Origin of the sequence: Conyzicola nivalis (genome assembly GCF_014639655.1) — a bacterium.
GTDB lineage: Bacteria > Actinomycetota > Actinomycetes > Actinomycetales > Microbacteriaceae > Conyzicola > Conyzicola nivalis.
On sequence record NZ_BMGB01000001.1, the window covers coordinates 359,589 to 379,277 of the forward strand.

Annotated in this window: 11 protein-coding genes; 10 read left to right on the forward strand and 1 reads right to left on the reverse strand. The window is 70.1% G+C overall.

Annotated elements, in window-relative coordinates; translation table 11 throughout:
* Positions 1-4 precede the first annotated feature (4 nt).
* On the reverse strand, positions 5-490 hold the full coding sequence (locus tag IEV96_RS01875; RefSeq protein WP_188509014.1) for an Lrp/AsnC family transcriptional regulator: 486 nt from the start codon (positions 488-490) through the stop codon (positions 5-7).
* Between the two features lie 124 nt (positions 491-614).
* Here IEV96_RS01875 and IEV96_RS01880 point away from each other — a divergent pair, with 124 nt between their 5' ends.
* The 10 genes from IEV96_RS01880 to IEV96_RS01925 all read left to right on the forward strand — a co-directional run bounded on the left by IEV96_RS01880 (position 615) and on the right by IEV96_RS01925 (position 19,676).
* Positions 615-2,051 carry a gamma-aminobutyraldehyde dehydrogenase gene (locus IEV96_RS01880; RefSeq protein ID WP_188509015.1) on the forward strand — a complete coding sequence of 479 codons (1,437 nt, stop codon included), beginning with the start codon at positions 615-617 and terminating at the stop codon, positions 2,049-2,051.
* A 55-nt stretch (positions 2,052-2,106) separates the two neighbouring features.
* Positions 2,107-2,643 carry an FHA domain-containing protein gene (locus tag IEV96_RS01885; protein ID WP_188509016.1) on the forward strand — a complete coding sequence of 179 codons (537 nt, stop codon included), beginning with the start codon at positions 2,107-2,109 and terminating at the stop codon, positions 2,641-2,643.
* A 24-nt stretch (positions 2,644-2,667) separates the two neighbouring features.
* Complete coding sequence (locus IEV96_RS01890) at positions 2,668-3,504, forward strand: PP2C family protein-serine/threonine phosphatase (RefSeq protein WP_188509017.1); 837 nt, start codon at positions 2,668-2,670, stop codon at positions 3,502-3,504.
* A 52-nt stretch (positions 3,505-3,556) separates the two neighbouring features.
* Positions 3,557-5,032 carry a serine/threonine-protein kinase gene (locus IEV96_RS01895; RefSeq protein ID WP_188509018.1) on the forward strand — a complete coding sequence of 492 codons (1,476 nt, stop codon included), beginning with the start codon at positions 3,557-3,559 and terminating at the stop codon, positions 5,030-5,032.
* Between the two features lie 28 nt (positions 5,033-5,060).
* Entirely contained in the window at positions 5,061-10,973 is a 5,913-nt protein-coding gene (locus IEV96_RS01900; protein WP_188509019.1) for an Ig-like domain-containing protein, read from the forward strand.
* A gap of 21 nt (positions 10,974-10,994) precedes the next feature.
* Positions 10,995-11,966, forward strand: coding sequence for an AAA family ATPase (locus IEV96_RS01905; RefSeq protein ID WP_188509020.1), 972 nt, complete (start codon positions 10,995-10,997; stop codon positions 11,964-11,966).
* A complete protein-coding gene (locus tag IEV96_RS01910; RefSeq protein WP_229732950.1) occupies positions 11,963-13,318 on the forward strand; it encodes a DUF58 domain-containing protein in 1,356 nt (451 codons plus the stop codon). The genes IEV96_RS01905 and IEV96_RS01910 overlap by 4 nt, the downstream gene beginning before the upstream one ends.
* An 11-nt stretch (positions 13,319-13,329) precedes the next feature.
* The gene (locus IEV96_RS01915) at positions 13,330-15,702 is read left to right on the forward strand and encodes a transglutaminase-like domain-containing protein (protein ID WP_229732952.1); all 2,373 of its coding nucleotides are present in this window, start codon (positions 13,330-13,332) and stop codon (positions 15,700-15,702) included.
* A 20-nt stretch (positions 15,703-15,722) separates the two neighbouring features.
* Positions 15,723-16,646 carry an FHA domain-containing protein gene (locus tag IEV96_RS01920; protein WP_188509022.1) on the forward strand — a complete coding sequence of 308 codons (924 nt, stop codon included), beginning with the start codon at positions 15,723-15,725 and terminating at the stop codon, positions 16,644-16,646.
* A 96-nt stretch (positions 16,647-16,742) separates the two neighbouring features.
* A complete protein-coding gene (locus IEV96_RS01925) occupies positions 16,743-19,676 on the forward strand; it encodes an FtsK/SpoIIIE domain-containing protein (protein WP_188509023.1) in 2,934 nt (977 codons plus the stop codon).
* Positions 19,677-19,689: the final 13 nt, after the last annotated feature.

The following is a 19,689-nucleotide window of genomic DNA, read 5'->3' on the forward strand; positions in this document are numbered from 1 at the left end:
GCTGTTATCTCGTTCCCCAGTTGTAGAGCTGCTTGAAGAGTTTCAGGTAGACGAACGTCTCGGTCGACTGCACTCCGTCGATCGCCCGGATCTGCTTGTTGAGCAGGTCGATGAGGTCGTCGTCGTTCTCGCAGACGACCTCGGCCAGGATGTCGAAGCTGCCGGCGGTGAGCACGACGTAGTCGACGGCGGCGAGCGCACCGAGCGCTTCGGCGACGAGGGTGGTGTCGCCGGATACCCGCACGCCGATCATGGCCTGGCGGAAGAACCCGAGCTGCATGGGGTCGGTGACGGCGACGACCTGCATCACGCCCGACTCGGTGAGCTTCTGCACGCGCTGCCTGACGGCGGCCTCGCTGAGCCCGACGGCCTTGCCGATCTCGGCGTACGAGCGACGACCGTCGGTCTGCAGCTGCTCGATGATGGCTTTCGAGACGGCGTCGAGGTGGAGCGACTTGGCCGCCGGCTTGGTCTTGCCTGTCGTGGTCATGAGTTGATTGTGACAGCCGGTCAGGGTGGAGACAAGCGATTCCGCAACCAATACGGCAATTCACCGACGAAATCCGTCGAATGGAGTCGTAGAGGATGCCGGCGGATGTGAGTATGTTGGAGCCATGAGCGCTACCGAACTCCGCAACTTCATCAACGGCGAGTACGTTGCCGCCCGCAGCGAGACCTCGTTCGACGTGATCGACCCGTCGACCGAGGAGGCGTATGCGTCGTCACCGGTGTCGGGCGCGGCCGACGTCGATGCCGCCTTCTCCGCGGCATCCGACGCCTTCGAGACGTGGGGCGAGACCACGCCGGCCGAACGCCAGCTCGCGCTGTTCCGTATCGCGGACGCCATGGAGGCGCGCGCCGAAGAGTTCGCCGACGTCGAGTCGAAAGACACCGGCAAACCGCGGGCCAGCCTCGTCGCCGACGAGATCATGCTGTCGGTCGACCAGATCCGGTTCTTCGCCGGCGAGGCGCGCCACCTCGGCGGCATGGCCAGCGCCGAGTACATGAAAGACCACACCTCGTCCATCCGGCGGGAGCCGATCGGCGTGATCGGGCAGGTGACCCCGTGGAACTACCCGCTCAACATGGCGGTGTGGAAGTTTGCCCCTGCCATCGCCGCCGGCAACACGACGGTGCTGAAGCCCTCGGACACGACCCCGTCGTCCACGCTGCTGCTCGCCGAGGTCGCCGCCGAGTTCCTGCCGCCGGGCGTGCTCAACGTGATCACCGGCGACCGCACGACGGGCGCCGCGATGATCGACCACCGCACGCCCCAGATGGTCTCGATCACCGGCTCGGTGCGCGCGGGGATGGCCGTCGCGTCCGCGGCATCCAAAGACCTCAAGCGCGTCCATCTCGAACTCGGCGGCAAGGCCCCCGTGATCGTCTTCGACGACGCCGACATCGAATCGGCCGTCGAGGGCATCGCGACCGCCGGCTTCTTCAACGCCGGCCAGGACTGCACGGCCGCCACTCGCGTGCTCGTGCAGCAGGGCATCCACGACGAGTTCGTCCAGGCGCTCGCCGCATACTCCCGCGACAACGCGATCACCGGGGCTCCCGCCGACGACGGAGTGCTGTTCGGGCCGGTGAACAACGCCAACCAGCTCGCCCAGGTGGAGGGCTTCATCGACCGCCTGCCGGACAACGCCGTCATCGAGCTCGGTGGCCGCCGCCAAGGCTCCGTCGGCTACTTCCACGAGGCGACGATCGTGTCGGGACTCGAGCAGACGGATGACGCGGTGCAGAACGAGATCTTCGGACCGGTCATCACGGTGCAGAGCTTCACCGACGAACGCCAGGCGCTCACCTGGGCGAACGACGTGCAGTACGGACTCTCGTCGAGCGTCTGGACGACGAACCACGGTCGCGCCATGCGCATGGCCAAGCGCCTCGACTTCGGCTGTGTCTGGATCAACACCCACATCCCGCTCGTGGCGGAGATGCCGCACGGGGGATTCAAGCACTCCGGTTACGGCAAAGACCTCTCGAGCTACGGCTTCGAGGACTACACCCGGGTCAAGCACGTGATGTCGTTCATCGGCGAGTAGCCACTCGGCGGAGAGCTCTGCGGGGGATACGGGCGCGTCAGGGGATACTGGGGGAGTGCAACCCGACCTCGACGACACGGTGCGGCGAGCCCCGCGCCCGCTCCAGCCGGCCGAACCCGATTTCGACGACACGATCGTCGGTTGGCCCGGCGTAGTCGCGGACTCGCAGCGCGACACGGCGCCCCTGCCCGAGCGGGTCGTCGCGCAGCCGCAGGCCGCCTGCTACGGGTTCCGCATCGGGGCCAACGGTCGCACGGTGCTGCTTGATACCGCGGCCTACGTCGGTCGGTCGCCGAGTTCTCCGCGCATCCAGAGCGGCGTTATGCCGAAGCTCGTCAAGGTGCCGTCGCCCCAGGGTGAGGTGTCGGGGACGCACCTCGAGATACGCCAGCTCGCGACATCCATCATCGTCACCGACCTCCGATCGACGAACGGATCGACCGTCTCCGTGCCGGGCAGCGCGCCACGCTCGCTGCGTCAGGGCGAGGCGATGGTCGTAACCCCGGGTACGCTCGTGGACATCGGAGACGGCAACGTCATCGAGATTCTGCCACTACAACGTCAGCTCGGGGGACTCGGCCATGCTCACTAACGCCACCATCGACGGGGCCGCGGCGTGACCGAGATCGGCGCGAGCACCCCGGAGCTCGCCATCCCGATCCCCGGTGAGGCGAGCGGGGAGATCCGCATCGCCTGGGCCGCCGTGACCGACGTCGGGCGTCGCCGGGCCGCCAACGAGGACAGCTTCATCGCCGCTCCGCCGGTCTTCGCGATCGCCGACGGCATGGGCGGGCATCTCGCCGGCGACCTGGCCAGCGCAGCCGTCGTCACCCGGCTCGCCGAGGCGCGCACCTCCGACTTCATCGCCCCGGAGACGATCGAGCCCGCGCTGGAACGAGCCAGCGCCGACATCGACGTCATCTCCGACGGCAGCGAGATCGGGGTCGGCACCACCGTGACCGGCGCGGTGCTCACGCTCGTCGACGGCGACCCCTACTTCGCGGTGTTCAACATCGGCGACAGCCGCGTCTACCGTTTCGAGCGCAACGAGCTCGCCCAGATCACCGTCGACCACTCGCTCGTGCAGCAGCTCGTCGACAGCGGGGCGATCTCGCAGGCGCAGGCGCACAACCATCCCGACGGCAACGTGATCACGCGCGCGGTCGGCTTCCAATCGCAGCCCACGCCCGACTTCTGGCTGCTGCCGCTGCGGGCGGGGCTGCGGCTACTGGTCTGCTCCGACGGCCTGACCGGCGAGGTCGAGGACGAGCGCATCCGCCTGCATCTCGCGGCGGGACTCTCCGCCGACGAGACGGCGGGCGCGCTCGTCGACGCCGCCCTGGCGGAGGGCGGGCGCGACAACATCACCGTCTTGATCGTCGATGTCGTCGCCGCACCGGAACCGTCCGAGCCGGGAACCACCGCGCCGCGCGCTACCCATAGAGCGCTCTGACACAACCTGCCTACAATAAGAAAAGTCTGTCCGCGGTCTGAGGGGGTTCTACGTGGCGCGTCGGCTCCCTTCGCAACCCCCGATCCTTCCGGGCTTTTCGTACATCCATGTACTCGGCTCGGGCGGGTTCGCCGACGTGTTCCTCTACGAGCAGAACATGCCGCGACGGCAGGTCGCCGTAAAGGTGATGCTGGCCGAGGTCGTGAACGACCAGGTGCGACAGATGTTCCAGGCCGAGGCGAACCTCATGGCGCAGTTGAGCGCGCACCCGTCCATCCTCACGGTCTACCAGGCCAGCGTCTCGTCTGACGGACGCCCGTACCTCGTGATGGAGCTGTGCTCGTCGTCGCTGAGCCAGCGTTACCGCGCCGAGCGGCTCCCCGTCGCCGAGGTGCTGCGCATCGCGATCAAGATCGGCAGCGCGATCGAGACGGCGCACATGGCCGGCGTCCTGCACCGCGACATCAAGCCGTCCAACATCCTGCTCACCGCCTACGGTCACCCCGTCCTGTCCGACTTCGGCATCGCCGCCACGCTGAGCGAGTCGGATTCGCAGCAGGCGGTCGGCATGTCGATCCCGTGGTCGGCCCCCGAAGTGCTGATGGATGAGACGGCCGGAACCATCGAGTCGGAGGTGTGGGCCTTCGCCGCCACCGTCTATTCGCTCATCGCCGGGCGTTCTCCGTTCGAGGTGCCGGGGGAGTCGAACACGTCGGTTGACCTCATCTCGCGCATCAACCGCGCGAAGGCACAGCCGATCGGCCGCACCGACGTGCCGTCCAGCCTCGAGCGGGCGCTGGCCAGGGGCATGTCGAAGGCGCCGAAGAACCGCCCGGCGAGCGTCATCGAACTCGTGCGCGAACTGCAGTCGATCGAGACCGAACTGGGTGTCGCCCAGACGCCGGTGGAGGTCGCCGTCGACGATTGGGCCCTCGCGACCGTCGCCGACCTCGAAGACCGCACCCGCGTCCGCGGCGTCGCGAACGCCGCGAGTTCGGTGTCGCCGAACCGCAGGCGCCGCCGTGCGCCGCAGTCGTCGGCCAACTACGAGGCGGTCGGCACGCTGATGAAGAACAGCGACCACCGCGCCACCGACGGGCAGCGCAGCGTCGGCAACCGCAGCGCGGGGCCAGGCCACCGCAGTTTCGGCGCGACCAAGGCGCCCGACGGCAAACGGATGCAGACGCTCGCCTGGATTCTCGTGGCCTGCGCCGCGCTCGTCATCGCCCTCGGTGCCACCGCGACCTTCGTGCTGATCAAGTCGACCTCGAACGACATCCCCGTCGTCTCGGACATCGCCGCGAACGTCGACGGCGACAACGTCAGGTTCTCCTGGCAGAACCCGGGGCTCGAAGAGTCCGACGCCTACCAGATCGCCCTCGACGGCGGCGAGGTGAGCGTGCAGTCGACCCCCGAGTTCCTCACCGACGGCGACCCGGGCGACCACGTCTGCATCTCGGTGCGGGTGAGCCGCGACGGCACACTCGGTGATTCGAGCAACCCGAAATGCGTGGATATCGCCGGGTGAAACGCGTGACACCGAACAGGCCTCCCGAATGATCAGGGGCTGGATCCGATCCCACACATCGCTCGTCGCCACCGCGACGAGCGGTTTCGTTGTCGCGGCCCTCGTCGCGACGGTCGCGATCGTCTCGACCGGGTACACCGCGCAGCGGCTCGACCTCGGCGACGCCTCGGTCTGGGTGTCGAACGGCGAGGAGAGCTTCATCGGGCGGGCGAACACCGAGGTGCTCGAGCTCAACAGCGTGGTCGCGGGCGCCGGGTCGGACCTCGACGTGGTGCAGCGCGGCTCCACCGTCGTGATGTTCGACCGGGCAGACGCCACCCTCGAGATCGTTGACGCCGCGACATCCGAAGTCTCGGACAGCGTGCCGCTTCCCCCCGACCAGCCGGGGGTCTTCCTCGCCGGCGACAACACCGTCGTCTACTCGGAGGGCAGCGGCGAGATCTGGATCATGCCGACCGCCGACCTCGGCGACTTCGACGCGGGGCAGGAGCCCACCCTGAGCCTCGGAGCGGGCTCGGTAGTCAGCGTCGACGAGGACGGCCTGCTGTTCGCGTTCTCGCCGGAGGCCCGCGAGGTGTACCGCGTCGACGCGGCGGCCTCGATGTCGGTGACGGCGAGCGACGACACCGAGCTGGGCGGAGAGACCGGAACCTTCGCGATCACCTCGGTGGCCGGGCGCTGGGCGGTGCTCGACCTCGATTCCAACGAGCTCGAGCTGTCGGGCCGCGTCGTCGACCTCGACGACACGGTCGACGACGCCGTCGTGCTGCAGGCCGCGAGCGCGACCGGCGACGCGGTGCTCGTGGCGCACTCGGGCGGTCTTGCAGAGGTCTCGTTCTCGGGCGGCGAGATCTCGGTTCTGGCGGAGGGCGGCGCGGGCACGGCGGCCGCGCCCGTCGTGCTGGGAGGGTGCACGTTCGCGGCCTGGTCGAACGGACAGTCGTGGCGGCTCTGCGACGATTCGGATGAACCGACCACGCTGCAACTCGACATGCCGGGCAATGCCGCGCTCGGGTTCAAGGTCAACGGCACCCGGCTGCTGCTCAACGACGCGCTCGGCGGCGCGTCGTGGGCGGTTCAGGAGGGCGGCGAACTGATCGACAACTGGGACGACCTCATCGACGTCGACGAGGACCAGCAGCAGGTCGAGCAGAACGACGAGAACACCCCGCCCGAGATCGAGAAGGACCAGCTTCCGCCGGTCGCGGTCGACGACGACTTCGGGGCTCGGCCGGGCCGGTCGAGCGTGCTGCCCGTGCTGCTCAACGATTACGACCCCAACGCCGACGTCATCGTCGTCAGCTCGGTCAACGCCATCGACGAGGCCGTCGGGCGCATCGACCTGATCGAGAACGGCCAGGAGCTGCAACTGACCCTCGCCCCGGACGCGCAGGGCACCGTGAGTTTCGGTTACACGATCGACGACGGTCGCGGCGGTGCGGCCAGCGCGACCGTCGAGGTCGCGGTTCGGCAACCCGGCGAGAACTCCCCGCCGCAGCAGGTGCGCAACAGCCAGGCGACCGTCGCGAGCTCGGCGCAGGTCACCGTGCCCGTGCTGGACGACTGGATCGACCCCGACGGCGACCCGTTCTACCTCGCGTCGGCGAGCGTCGCGAGTCCGATGGCGGTCAGCTACAAGCCGGAGGGTACCGTGATCGTCACCGACGGCGGCACCAGCCTCGGCTCCTCGACGGTGGCACTCGTGGTCTCCGACGGCTCGGCCACGGCGAGCGGCTCGCTCACCGTCACGACGCGCGCGCCCGGTGACGTGCCGATCATCGCCGACCCGTTCGTGGTGCCGGCCTACTCGGGCGAGGAGATCACCATCTCGCCCCTCGAGCACGTGCGCGGAGGAAGCGGCGCCGTCCGGCTGAACGCGGTACCGGCCAAGACCGGTGTCACGATCACCCCGAGTTTCGAAACGGGCACCTTCCGGTTCTCCACCGACGAGATCCGGTCGCACTACGTGGAATACGTCGTCACCGACAACGACCAGACGGTCACCGGCCTCGTCCGGGTGGACGTGACCGCGCCGCCGGACGCCAACACCGCACCCATCACCATCCCCAAGACCGTGTTCATCCCGACGCTGCACAGCCGCACCGTCGACGTGGCCGGTACCGACATCGACCCGGCCGGGGGAGTGCTGCTCGTCACGGGCATCGTGGGTGTGCCCGAGGCATCCGGAATCCGCGCCGAGGTGCTCGAACAACGTTCGGTGCGCGTCACCCTCATCGGCCCGCTCGCCGGGCCCGTCTCGTTCGGCTACCGCATCACGAACGGACTCGCAGAATCGCAGGGCACCATCACGGTCGTCGAGGTCGCGCCCCCGGAACGTCTGCAACCCCCGATCGCCCGCGACGACTCCTCCACGGTGCGCGTGGGCGACGCCATCACGATCGACGTCATGAGCAACGACGAGCAGCCCGACGGCGAGCCGATGACGCTCAACCCGGTGCTGGTCGACGGGCTCAGCGGCGACTCCGGACTGCTCTTCGTCTCCGGCGACACGCTGCGCTACCTCGCCCCGAAGACGACGGGTAACTTCACCGCCGTCTACGAGCTCATCGGTCCCCTCGGGCAGACGGCGCAGGCCCAGGTGAACATCGAGGTGCGCGAGCCGAACGCCGAGACGAACCATCCGCCGGTTCCCGTCACCGTCACCGCCAGGGTCATCGCCGGCGACAGCGTCACGATCGACATCCCGCTCGACGGTATCGACCCCGACGGCGACTCCGTGCAACTGCTCGGCCAGGAGACCAGCCCCGAGAAGGGCGGCGTCATCGCGGTGGGCACGTCGACCATCGAGTACGAGGCCGGCGTGTATTCGGCGGGCACCGACACCTTCGCCTACACGGTCAGCGACAGCCTGGGTGCGCGCGCCACTGGTACCGTGCGTATCGGCATCAGCCCGCCGCTCGCCGACGCACGCAACCCGGTGGCCATCGAGGACGAGGTGGACGTGCGTCCGGGCGCCACCGTCTCGGTGCAGGTGCTCGCGAACGACTCCGACCCCGACGGCAGCGCGCTGCGGGTCGTGTCGGTGCAGCCCAACGACGAGACCCTGACCGCCACGATCGACGACAACGAGACCATCGTCGACATCGCGGCCCCGGAGACGCCCGGCAGCTACGGCCTCGTCTACACGATCGCCAACGAGGTGGGTGGATCGAGCTCGAACTTCGTCACGGTGATCGTCAGTGAGGACGCGCCTCGTGCCTATCCGGTGGCCCGCGACACGGTGCTCTCGCTCACCGATGTCCTCGACCGCACGACGATCAACGTCGACGTGCTCGCGAACGTGTTCTTCGCCGACGGCCCCGTGAACGGCCTCGACCTGTCGATCGTCTCCGGCTACGACACGACGGCGCGGGTGACCGGCAACAAGCAGATCGCGGTGACTATCGCGGAAGAGCGCCAGATCATCCCCTTCGCGGTGACCAACCCCGACGACAGCTCGGCGCGTTCCTACGCCTTCATCTGGGTGCCGGGCTTCAAGGACGCTCTGCCGCAGCTCAACCGCGACGCGCCGAGGCTGCAGGTCGTGAGCGAGGAGACGCTCACCATCGAGCTCAACGACTACGTGCTCGCGGTCGACGGCCGACGCGTGCGCATCACCGACTCGAGCACGGTGCGGGCGACCCATTCCGACGGCTCCTCGCTCGTCGTCGACTCGAACACCCTCTCGTTCACCTCGGCCGACCTGTACTTCGGACCCGCGTCCATCTCGTTCGAGGTGACCGACGGCACCTCGGCGAACGACCCGGCCGGGCGTACGGCCAATCTCGTGCTGCCCATCACGGTCAACCCGCGCGAAAACCAGCCGCCGGTGTTCACCGGCGCCACGATCGAGTTCGAGCCGGGCGAGCAAAAGGTGGTCGACCTCACGCAGGTGACCAACTACCCGTACACCAACGACGTCGACGAGCTCGCGTACTCGGTGCTGGCGCCGTTCCCGGAGGGCTTCGACTACGAGCTCGACGGTCAGAGCCTCCGCATCACGGCGCGCGACACCGCCGCCAAGAACACCGTGACGGCCATCACCCTCGGCGTGCGCGACGCGCTGGCCCAGGGACAGTCGGGCCGGATCCAGCTGCGCGTGGTGCCGTCCACCAGGCCGCTCGCCGTGCCGGCGGGGGACACGGCCGTCGCCCGCCGCGGGCAGTCGACCGTCGTCGACGTGCTCGCCAACGACCAGGCGACCAACCCGTTCCCCGGACAGCCGCTGCGCGTCGTCGCGGTGCGCGGCATCGACGGCGCGTCCCTGCCCGCCGGGGTCACCGTCACCGCCTCCAGCGACAATTCCCGGCTCACAGTGAACGTGGGGGCGAACGCCGCACCCGTCGACACACTGGTGCAGTACCAGGTCTCGGACGCGAGCCGCGACCCCGACCGCAACGTGTGGGGTTCGGTGCGCATTTCGGTTCAGGATGTTCCGGATGCCCCGGCGAAACCGGTGCGTCAGGCGAACAGTTTCGGCGGCGACACGTTGACCCTGCGCATGGTCGCGCCCCAGCCGAACAACTCGCCGATCACGAACTACCGGGTCGTGAGCGCCAGCGGAAACTACAGCCATGATTGCGGCACCGCGCTGATCTGCGCCCTGCCCGGTCTCACGGTCGGCGAGCCGTACAGCCTGCAGGTCATCGCCGTGAACGGCGTGGGCGAGTCGGCGCGGAGCGCCGCGAGCGACCAGTACACCGTGGACTACCTGCCCGCACCGCCCGACGTCACGGCCGTGCCCGCCGCGGCCGACCTGGCTCCTATGGGCGGCGCCGTGACCGTGTCGTGGCAGACGGTCCCCGACCCGCGACCGGGAACACCGATCACCGGCTACAGCGTCGAATTCAACGGCGAGACCCGTGACCTGGGGCGCACGGCGACAAGCACGACCTTCAGCGGTCTTCCCACCGCCACCGAGTTCTCGGTGCGCGTGTATGCCCGCAACAGCGCTCAGGTGTCGACGTCGGCCGACTGGGTGCGCTCGGCTCCGAGGTCGGTCACCACCGTCGGCCTTCCTACCGCGCCCGCCCAGGCGCCCGCCGCTGCGAGCGGTACCGACGGCAGCATCACCGTCACCTGGGGGACCTTCGGGGCGAACGGCGGCGGCACACCGACCTACAGCGTGCGCCGGGTCGAGTCGGGCAACGCGGCGCCCACCGCCTGCGTTTCGCCTGACGTGTCAGGGCTGACGTCGTTGAGTTGGACAGACACGAAGGTACAAGACGGCAAGATCTACACGTACTACGTCTTCGCCGACAACGGCCGCTACTGCTCGATCGTCTCGACGGGGCCAGCGGAGAGCAAGAAGCCGCCAGGCCCTCCGACGAACACGGCGAGCCTTGAGGCCCGCGAGGGCAACGCCCAACTCGATATCCGGCTCGGAACTCCCTTCGCACAGGGATTCGTCGGTCGATACCAGTACAAGATCGGAACCGCCGACTGGACCGACGCCACTCCCAACCAGTGGGTCACTTCGACGGGAAACACCGCCGTCTATGGGACATCCCTGACGGTAGCGTTCCGAGCATGTAGGGATGCTACGGAGGCGTACTGCGGGCTGCCGTCAGGCGTGACGACGTTTGTGCCACTCAACGCCCGAGCGACCATCCTGAGCTGCGCACCGGAAATCCTCGACGATCCGGGTCGTGTCGTACTTCGTGATCCGATGAATGGTGGCGGCCAGACCGTTGCCTATGAGGCGTCCTTCAACCTGGCTCAAGCAGGCGAGCCGGGTGGCCCGTTGATCGACAATTGGAGCGATTACGCCGCATACACTAATGGCGGGCCGGTCCCTCCGGCCGCCACAGCTGTCCGGATAACGACCACGGTGACGGCGGGCGGGCAATCGCTCGAGGACTCTGTGGTTCTCGAGAGTGCCTGCGTCGACCCCAACCCTGCCCCGGAACAGCCGGGTTCGTCCCCGACCTCGGGAAACTAGAGAGAGACCAGAGATCACTGCATGACGATGACACCCGAGCAGGCCAGCTGGTTCTCCGACAACTTCACACGGCTCGTCACCAACGTAGAAACCGTGCTGCTCGGCAAGACCTTCGTCATCCGGCTCGGGTTCACCGCGCTGCTCAGCGAGGGCCACCTGCTGCTCGAGGACTTTCCCGGAACCGGCAAGACGAGCCTCGCCAGGGCGATCGCGCAGAGCGTCGACGGCGTCAGCAACCGCGTGCAGTTCACCCCTGACCTGCTGCCGGGCGACATCACCGGCGTGAGCATCTTCGACCAGCGCTCGGGGGACTTCGAGTTCCACCGCGGGCCCATCTTCGCCAACATCGTGCTCGCCGACGAGATCAACCGGGCCAGCCCGAAGACCCAGTCGGCACTGCTCGAGGTCATGGAAGAGGGCACCGTCACGGTCGACGGCGTCACACACCCCGTGACTCTGCCGTTCATGGTGATCGCCACCCAGAATCCGATCGAGCAGGCCGGAACCTACCGGCTTCCCGAGGCCCAGCTCGACCGTTTTATCATGAAGGCCTCGATCGGCTACCCCGACCACGCGTCGACGCTCCGCATCCTCGAGGGCGCGGGAACCCGAGCCCACGACACCACGGTGCCGGCCATCGCGAGCGCCGAGGTCATCATCGAGATGGCGCGTCTCGCCCGCACCGTGCACGTCGACCCGACGATCAACGACTACGTGTCGCGCTTGGTCGAGTCGACCCGCACGGCCACCGAGGTGCGGCTCGGGGCGAGCGTGCGCGGCGCCCTCGCCCTCGTGCGCACCGCGAAGACCCTCGCCGCGTCGAACGGCCGCCACTACGTGACCCCCGACGACGTGAAGGCGCTGGCCGAACCCGTGCTGGCGCACCGCCTCGTGCTCGACCCCGAGGCCGAGTTCGACGGCGTGACGGGCACGAGCATCATCGCCCAGCTGCTGATCGAGACGCCCCCGCCGAGCGATCGGCAAGCCGTGTGACCCTGCGGTCCGACTCGAACTTCCCCACGGCCACCGAGGGGCTCACCAACGCGCGCACGAGGATCGTCGGCAACCGCACCGGATTCTTCGCAGACACGGTGATCACCACCGTGCGCATCGCACGCGCCGTACGCACGATCGTCGGACATTTCGTGGCGCGGGCGGCCGCCGTCGTCACCCCGCTCGGCTGGGTCGTCCTCGCGGCCATCCCCGTCTCGCTGCTCGCGGGCTACGGCCTCGGCTGGGTCGAGCTCGTCGTCGCCGGCTTCGCCGGCATCGTGTTGGTCGCGGTCGCGATCCTCTACCTCGTCGGCCGCAACGCCGTCGCGATCACGCTCGATGTCGCCCACTCGCGGGTCGTCGTCGGTCAGGAGGCGGAAGGCACCGTCGTGGTGCGCAACGCCGGTATCGGCCGCACCCTCGGCGTCACCGTCGAGATCCCCGTCGCGCACGGGCTCGCCGAGATCGCCGTGCCGAGTCTCGCCAGGGGGGCGGAGTCGGTGCAGCGATTCGCCATCCCCACCCGTCGTCGCGGTGTCGTCGCCGTCGGACCGGCCCGCACCGTGCGCGCCGACCCGATCGGACTGGTGCGCCGTGAGCTCGTGTGGACCGGGACATCCGAACTCTTCATCCACCCCCGCACCATCGGCATCCCGAGCATGAGCGCCGGGTTGGTGCGCGACCTCGAGGGCACCCCGACCCGCGACCTGTCCAATTCCGACATCGCCTTCCACGCCCTGCGCGACTACCAGCCGGGTGACGAGCGCCGAAACATCCACTGGAAGTCCACCGCGAAGACGGGCACCTACATGGTGCGGCAGTTCGAGCAGACCCGTCGGAGCCACATCGTCATCGCGCTCAGTCTCGCCAGCTCCGACTACGCGACCGAGGACGAGTTCGAGATGGCCGTGAGTGTCGCCGGCTCGCTCGGTTCGCGCGCCATCCGCGAGATCCGCGACGTCTCGGTGGTCGTGAGCGAGAAGACCCCCGAGTTCGCGGCGCGCAAGATCTTCGCCGTGCGTTCGCTGTCGACGCGCAGCCGCGAGCGCCTGCTCGACGAACTGGCCGTCGTCGACGCGGCCGAGACGGCCATCGCGATCACCGACATCGCGCGGGTGGCCGGAAACGAGGTGGCGGGGGTGTCCGTCGCCTTCCTGATCTGCGGCTCCGCGGCGACCCCGACCGAGCTGCGCGCGGCCAGCACGAAGTTCCCCGCCGGAGTCGAGGTGATCGCCGTCGTGTGCGATCCGGATGCCGCTCCGAAACTGCGCACCGCCCCCGGCCTGAGCGTACTCACGATCGGCTACCTCGAAGACCTGCCCAAGTCGCTCGCGAGGGTGGTCGCGGTATGAGGCGCCGCCGGGTGTCTGCGGCGTACGTCGTCTGGAACACCCTCTTCCTCTGGGCGGGCATCGCCGTCGCGTCCGTCGCGTTCTGGCCCATCTACCAGAGCCCGTCGATCGTGCTGCTGGTGGCCGTGACGACCCTTGCCGGTTCGGCGATCGCGATCCTCGGCGCGGCGTTCCGCTGGTCGTCGGCGATCGTGCTCGCGGCGACCGTGGTGGCCTTCCTCCTGCTCGGTGTGCCGCTCGCCGTACCGCTGCAGGCGCTGTACGGGGTGCTGCCCACGCTCGACGGCCTCTGGCAACTCGTGTCGGGAGTCGCGCTCGGCTGGAAGCAGCTGCTCACGATCACCCTGCCGGTCGGCAACTACCAGGCACTGCTGGTTCCCGCGTTCGTGCTCGTGCTCGGGGTGAGCGTGGTCGCGCTCAGCACCGCGCTGCGGGCGAAGCGGGGCGGGATCGCGGCGGCCGGTCCCATCGCGCTGTACCTCGCGGCGCTCGCCCTCGGACCGGACTACGCCACCGCGCCGCTCGTGCTCTCCATCGCCCTCATCGTCGTCACGCTGGTGTGGCTGATGTGGCGGCGCTGGCACGCCAGGCGGGAGGCGATCCACCGGCTCGCCGCCGATGCGCGCAGCACCGACGGCACGGGTGCCCCCGTGCCATCCGACCATCGTCTCTTCGGGATCCGCACCATCGTCGCGACGACCGTCATCCTCGCGATTGCGAGTGCCGCGGGGGTCGCCGGCGCCGTCTTCGCTCCGCCGTCGAAACCGCGCGAGGTCGCCCGGTCGGCCGTCGTGCAGCCCTTCGACCCGCGCGACTACGTGAGCCCGCTCGCCGGGTTCCGCCGCTACCTGCAGTCGGAGACGGCGAACGAGGTGCTGTTCAGCGTGAGCGGGTTGCCGTCCGACGGCCGCATCCGCATCGCCACCCTCGACACCTACGACGGCATCGTCTACTCGGTCGGCAGCGCCACCGTGACGAGCGAGTCGGGGTCGTTCACGCGGGTGCCGTACCGGTTCGACCAGTCGGCGGTCGCGGGGGAGACTGTGGTTCTGGATGTCACGGTGGAGGGCTACAGCGGCGTGTGGGTTCCCACCGCGGGGCAGCTCGAGGCCATCGACTTCGCAGGGGACCGCGCCACGTCGTTGCGCAACGCCTTCTACTACAACGACACCGCGGGTACCGCGGCGGTCATCGGCGGTCTGCGACCCGGCGACGAGTACTCGCTCGAGGCCGTCATCCCGCGCCAGCCCGGCACCGACGCGGTCGGCGCGCTGCGTCCGGGCTCGGCCGTCGTGCCGGGCATCACCGTGCTGCCGGAGGAGACCGAGATCGTGCTCGACCGGTACGTGGACGGTGTCGAGGGCGAGGGCAACCGGCTCGCGGCCATGCTCGAGGGGCTCAAGGCCGAGGGCTACATCAGCCACGGCATCTCCGACGACGAGCCGGCGAGCCGGTCGGGCCACTCGGCCGACCGCATCACCCAGCTGCTCACCGACCAGCGCATGATCGGCGACGCCGAGCAGTACTCGGTCACCGCGGCTCTGATGGCGCGCCAGCTCGGGTTCCCGGCGCGGGTGGTGTTCGGCTTCGCGCCCGAGGTGGACGACACGGGCGCGACCGAGGTGACCGGCGACGCGGTCACCGCCTGGATCGAGGTGGACACTCAGCAGTACGGCTGGGTCAGCATCGACCCGAACCCGCCCGTGCGCGAGATCCCCGAGGAACAGCCCGAAGAGCCGACGACGGTGTCCCGCCCGCAGTCGGTCATTCCGCCGCCCCCTCTGCAGCCCGACCGGCAGGACGATCAGACGCCGCAGGAGTCCACTCCCGACGAGCCGGCACCCGACGACGCCTGGCTCGCCATCGCCCTCCTCGTCGCCCGGATCGTCGGCTGGGTCGCCCTCGGGCTCGCCGTCCTTGTGTCGCCGTTCCTCATGATCGTCGCCGCCAAGGTGCGTCGTCGTCGGCTGCGTCGCCGCGCGGCGACCCCGCTCGCGCGCATCAGCGGCGGCTGGCAGGAGTACCGCGATGCGATCGTCGACCACGGCGTCGACCTGTCCCCGAGCTCCACGCGCCGGGAGGTCGCGCTGACCGTGGGAGGAAGCCAACCCGCTATCCTCGCCGCGATCAGCGACCGCGCGGTGTTCTCGCCGCGCGAACCGAGCAAGGAAGAGGCCGACAAGGTCTGGAAGGCGGTGACCGAACTCAGCGCCGGACTCGATGCCGGCACGACGCGCTGGCAGCGGCTCAAAGCGCTCGTCTCGCTGCGGTCTCTTGGTACTGTGGCACGAGGTGCTCGCGACTCGCGACGCACCGGTCGACCGGCCGAGGGGAAAAAAGCGGCCGCTCGACGAGGTTCGGATCGTCAGGGGGCGACCCCGTGAATTGCAGAAGCTGCGGCGCAGTGTTGCCGGCCGGTGCCATGTTCTGCGGCGAGTGCGGAGCCGCCGTCGCGGTGCCCCGACTGGTCGAACCGCAGACCCGCGTGCGCCCGGGCGACACCGCCATCATCCAGCCGCTCGACCTGAACGCCTCGGTACCCGCGTTTCTCGAGCCGGACTTCAGCGCCGCCGCCGCGCCCGTGCGCGAACCAAAGCCCGCTGCGCCGCCTGCTGCGCCGCCTGCTGCGCCGCCCGCTGCGCCGCCCGCTTCCGTCACACCCGCGGAGACCACGCCGCCGCGCACGATCGTCCCGCCTTCGGTGCCCGTGTCCGAGCCGACGCCCGCACCGACGCCCGCACCGACGCCGCCCGCGCGCCTCTCGGTGCCGGCCGTGCCGGTGGCCCAGCCCGTTGTGCCGGTGGCCCCGCCCGTCACGCCGGTGGCTCAGCCCGTCACGCCGGTAGCTCAGCCCGTCACGCCGGTGGCCCAGCCCAGCACGCCGCCGACGCAGCCAACCGCCCAGCCGATCGGACCGGCCTTAACGAGCGCGGGCGCAGCCTCCACCCTCGACCGCCAGCACGACGACGTGGAAGCCACCCGCATCGTGCGCAACCGTCAGGGCGACCGGTTCGTACTGCAGTTCAGCACGGGGGAGAACTCCACGGTCTTCGGTACCGGTCTCGTCGGACGCAACCCCGTCGTTCAGCCGGGCGAGTTCGTCGACCATCTCGTGGCGATCGTCGACCCGGGCAAGTCGGTGTCGAAGACCCACCTCGAGTTCGGGCAATCGGCCGGCGCCTTCTGGATCGTCGACCGCTTCTCGGCGAACGGCACCGTCGTGCGGCAGCCCGACGCACGGCCCCAGCGGCTCGACCCGGGCAAGCGCCAGGTCGTCGCGCGCGGCACGCGCGTCGACATCGGCGAGCAGTTCTTCGTCGTGAGCTGAGCGCGGCCTCTCCTCCCCACGCCGCCCCGGGCCCGGACAGTGCACAGAAGCGATTCCGGGCGGCGGCGTGCGTCGCCCGAGTGATGGGCTGGCTCCGTGGCATCCGAACATCACCGCATCGCGGCGCCCGCGCTTCCCGCGCCGCCGCAGCCCTACAGTTTCCCGGTCATGGCGACCATCGCGCCCGTCGTTGTGAGCGTGGCCATCTGGCTCATCACGCAGTCGGTCTTCGCCCTCGTCTTCGCGGCCCTCGGCCCGGCCGTCGCCGTGGCAAGCCTGGCGGATGCGCGCCTCCAATCCCGTCGTCGGCGACGGCGCGAGAACGAGAGGTTCGGGGCCGAACTCGAAGCCGCCAGCGCCGAGGTCGCGGCGGCGCACGAGCGCGAGCGCCAGGAGCTCGCCGAGTCGCTGCCGTCTGCCCGGCGGCTCGTGTGGTCGACCTGGCCGCAATCGGAGCGCTGGCTGGCGGGCCTCGACCAGCCCGTGCCCGTCGGCATCGGCGCGGGAGAGCGGGCGAGCTCGGTGCAGTTCGAGGGGGCGGCCGCGGCGCGCGGGCGAGACGACGCGCACGTGGCTCTCCGCGCCCTGGTCGACGGCGCGGCGAGGCTCATCGACGCGCCCCTCGTTCTCGACGCGCGGCTCGGCATCGGCGTCGTCGGGCCGCGGGTCGTCGCGAACGCGACCACGCGCGGGCTGGTGCTGCAGGTGCTCGCCTCGTTGTCGCCCGTCGGGCACTCCGTTGCCGTTACCACCGACGACCGGGCGGAGTGGGCCTGGCTGGGCCTCGCGCCGCACGAGGTCACGATCGTCGACGACGGCGAGCCCCGCACTGTCGTGCGCGTCGGCAATTCCGCCGGTGAGATCGTGGTCGGAGTCGCGGAGCGCAGCGATCGGCTGCCCGCGGCAACCCGCATCGTGGTCACGGCGAGCGGGCTGCGGTCGCGCATCGAGCAACACCCCGACCGATCGCAGCTCGCACCCGTGCGGCTCGAACAGGTGTCGAGGGAAGAGGCGGTAGTGGTCGCGCGCGGGCTGGCCGCGGACGCCGCGCGCGCGGGGTTCGGCGACGACCCACTGCCCGACCGTCTCGACTTCGACGCCCTCGGGCCACGCGAACCCCGGTCGGCCGGCCGGCCCTCGCTCGCCGCTGTCGTCGCCGTCACCGCGCGCGGCCCGCTCCGGCTGGACCTCGTGACCCAGGGCCCGCACGCGATCGTCGGCGGCACCACCGGGAGCGGCAAGAGCGAGCTGCTCACCGCGTGGATCCTCGCGATCGCCCACGATCACGGCCCGGGCGACGCCAGCGTGCTGCTCGTCGATTTCAAGGGCGGGTCGGCGTTCGCGGCCCTCGGACGGTTGCCGCACTGTGTCGGCGTGATCACCGACCTCGACGAGGACGGAGCCCAGCGCGCCCTCGAAAGCCTCGCTGCCGAACTGCGCCGACGCGAACGCCTGCTCGCGGCGGCGGGCGCGAAATCGATCGACACCCTTCCCGACGGCACGCGCCTGCCACGACTGGTGATCGTCGTCGACGAGTTCGCCGCCATGGTGTCCGGATTCCCCGAGTTGCACGCCGTGTTCGCCGACATCGCCTCGCGGGGGCGGTCCCTCGGCGTGCACCTCGTGCTGTGCACCCAGCGACCGGCGGGAGTCATCCGCGATTCCGTGCTCGCCAACAGCGCCCTGCGCCTCTCGCTGCGGGTGAACAACCGCGCCGACAGCGCGGCCGTCATCGGTTCGGATGCCGCGGCGAGCCTCCCGGTCGAACCGCGGGGCCGCGCGATCGTCGCGGCCGACGGCGGCGAGCCGGTTCTCGCGCAGTTCCCCCTCGTCGCGCAGGGCGACATCGACCGGGTGGCCGCGCTGTGGGCCGCAGAACAGCACAGGCCGCACCGCCCGTGGCTCGACCCGCTCCCGACGGTGGTCGGTCTCGACACCCTGCCGGCGGGAGACCGGGGCGGCATCCCGTTCGGCCGGCTCGACGATCCGGCGAACCAGAGCCAGCCCGTCGCCGTCTATCGTCCCGTCGAGCACGGCAACCTGCTCGTCGTCGGTGCAGGGGGCTCGGGCAAGTCCACCCTGCTCGCGACGCTCGCCGCCTCGGGCGAGGTGCAGCGTGTTCCCGCCGACATCGAGGGCGCGTGGGACGCCCTCGTGGCGCTGCTCGCCGAGCTGCGCGATCCCCGCGACTCGGATCACCAGCCCCGGCTCGTGTTGCTCGACGACGTCGACGCGCTGCTCGGCCGGTTTCCCGAGGAGTACGAGTCGGCCGTGCTCGAGCTGGTCACCCAGTGCCTGCGCGAGGGTCCCGCCCGCGGGATCCACTGGGCGATCACGGCCCAGCGGCTCACCCCCGGGCTGCACCCCGTGGTCGGTCTCTGCGGAAGCCGCCTGCTGCTGCGGCTGCCCAACCGTCAGGAGCACGTGCTGGCCGGCGGCGACGGGGGAGACTTCGTCGGCAGGCTTCCGCCGGGCGCGGGGCGGTGGAACGGGCTGCGACTCCAGGTGGCGGTCGACCACGAGCGCCCGGTGGCGAGCCGCCGACCCGGCCGGCACTGCGACGCGGCGCACCCGCCCGACGCTCCCGCAGTGATCGACGCCGCGACCCCGCTCGCGGTCGTGTCGAACCGACCCGTGGACTTCACCGCCCGCCTACGCCGGGCATTGCCGGATTTCGCCGAGCCGGGGGCGATCGTCGAGGTCGGTGCCGCCCCGCTTTCGGCCGCGCCGCCCGCCGCCGACCCGCCCGCCACCGACCAGCCCGGTCTCACCGTCACCCGCCCCCGACGCGCCCACGCCATCGTCGGCGACCTCGACGCCTGGCAGTCGCAATGGGGCGCCCTCGCGGCCGCCCGGTCGACGCACGCCGTGATCGTCGACGCCTGCAGCGCGAGCGAGTTCCGCGCGGTGACACGGGTGCGCGCCCTGCCCCCGGTTCTCGACACCGCCCGCTCCACAGCCTTCTGGCTGCTCGACCCCGCAGGAACGGTGACCCGCGCCACGCTTCCGGCCGGCGTCCCCATCCCGTAGCCGCCACCCGGCA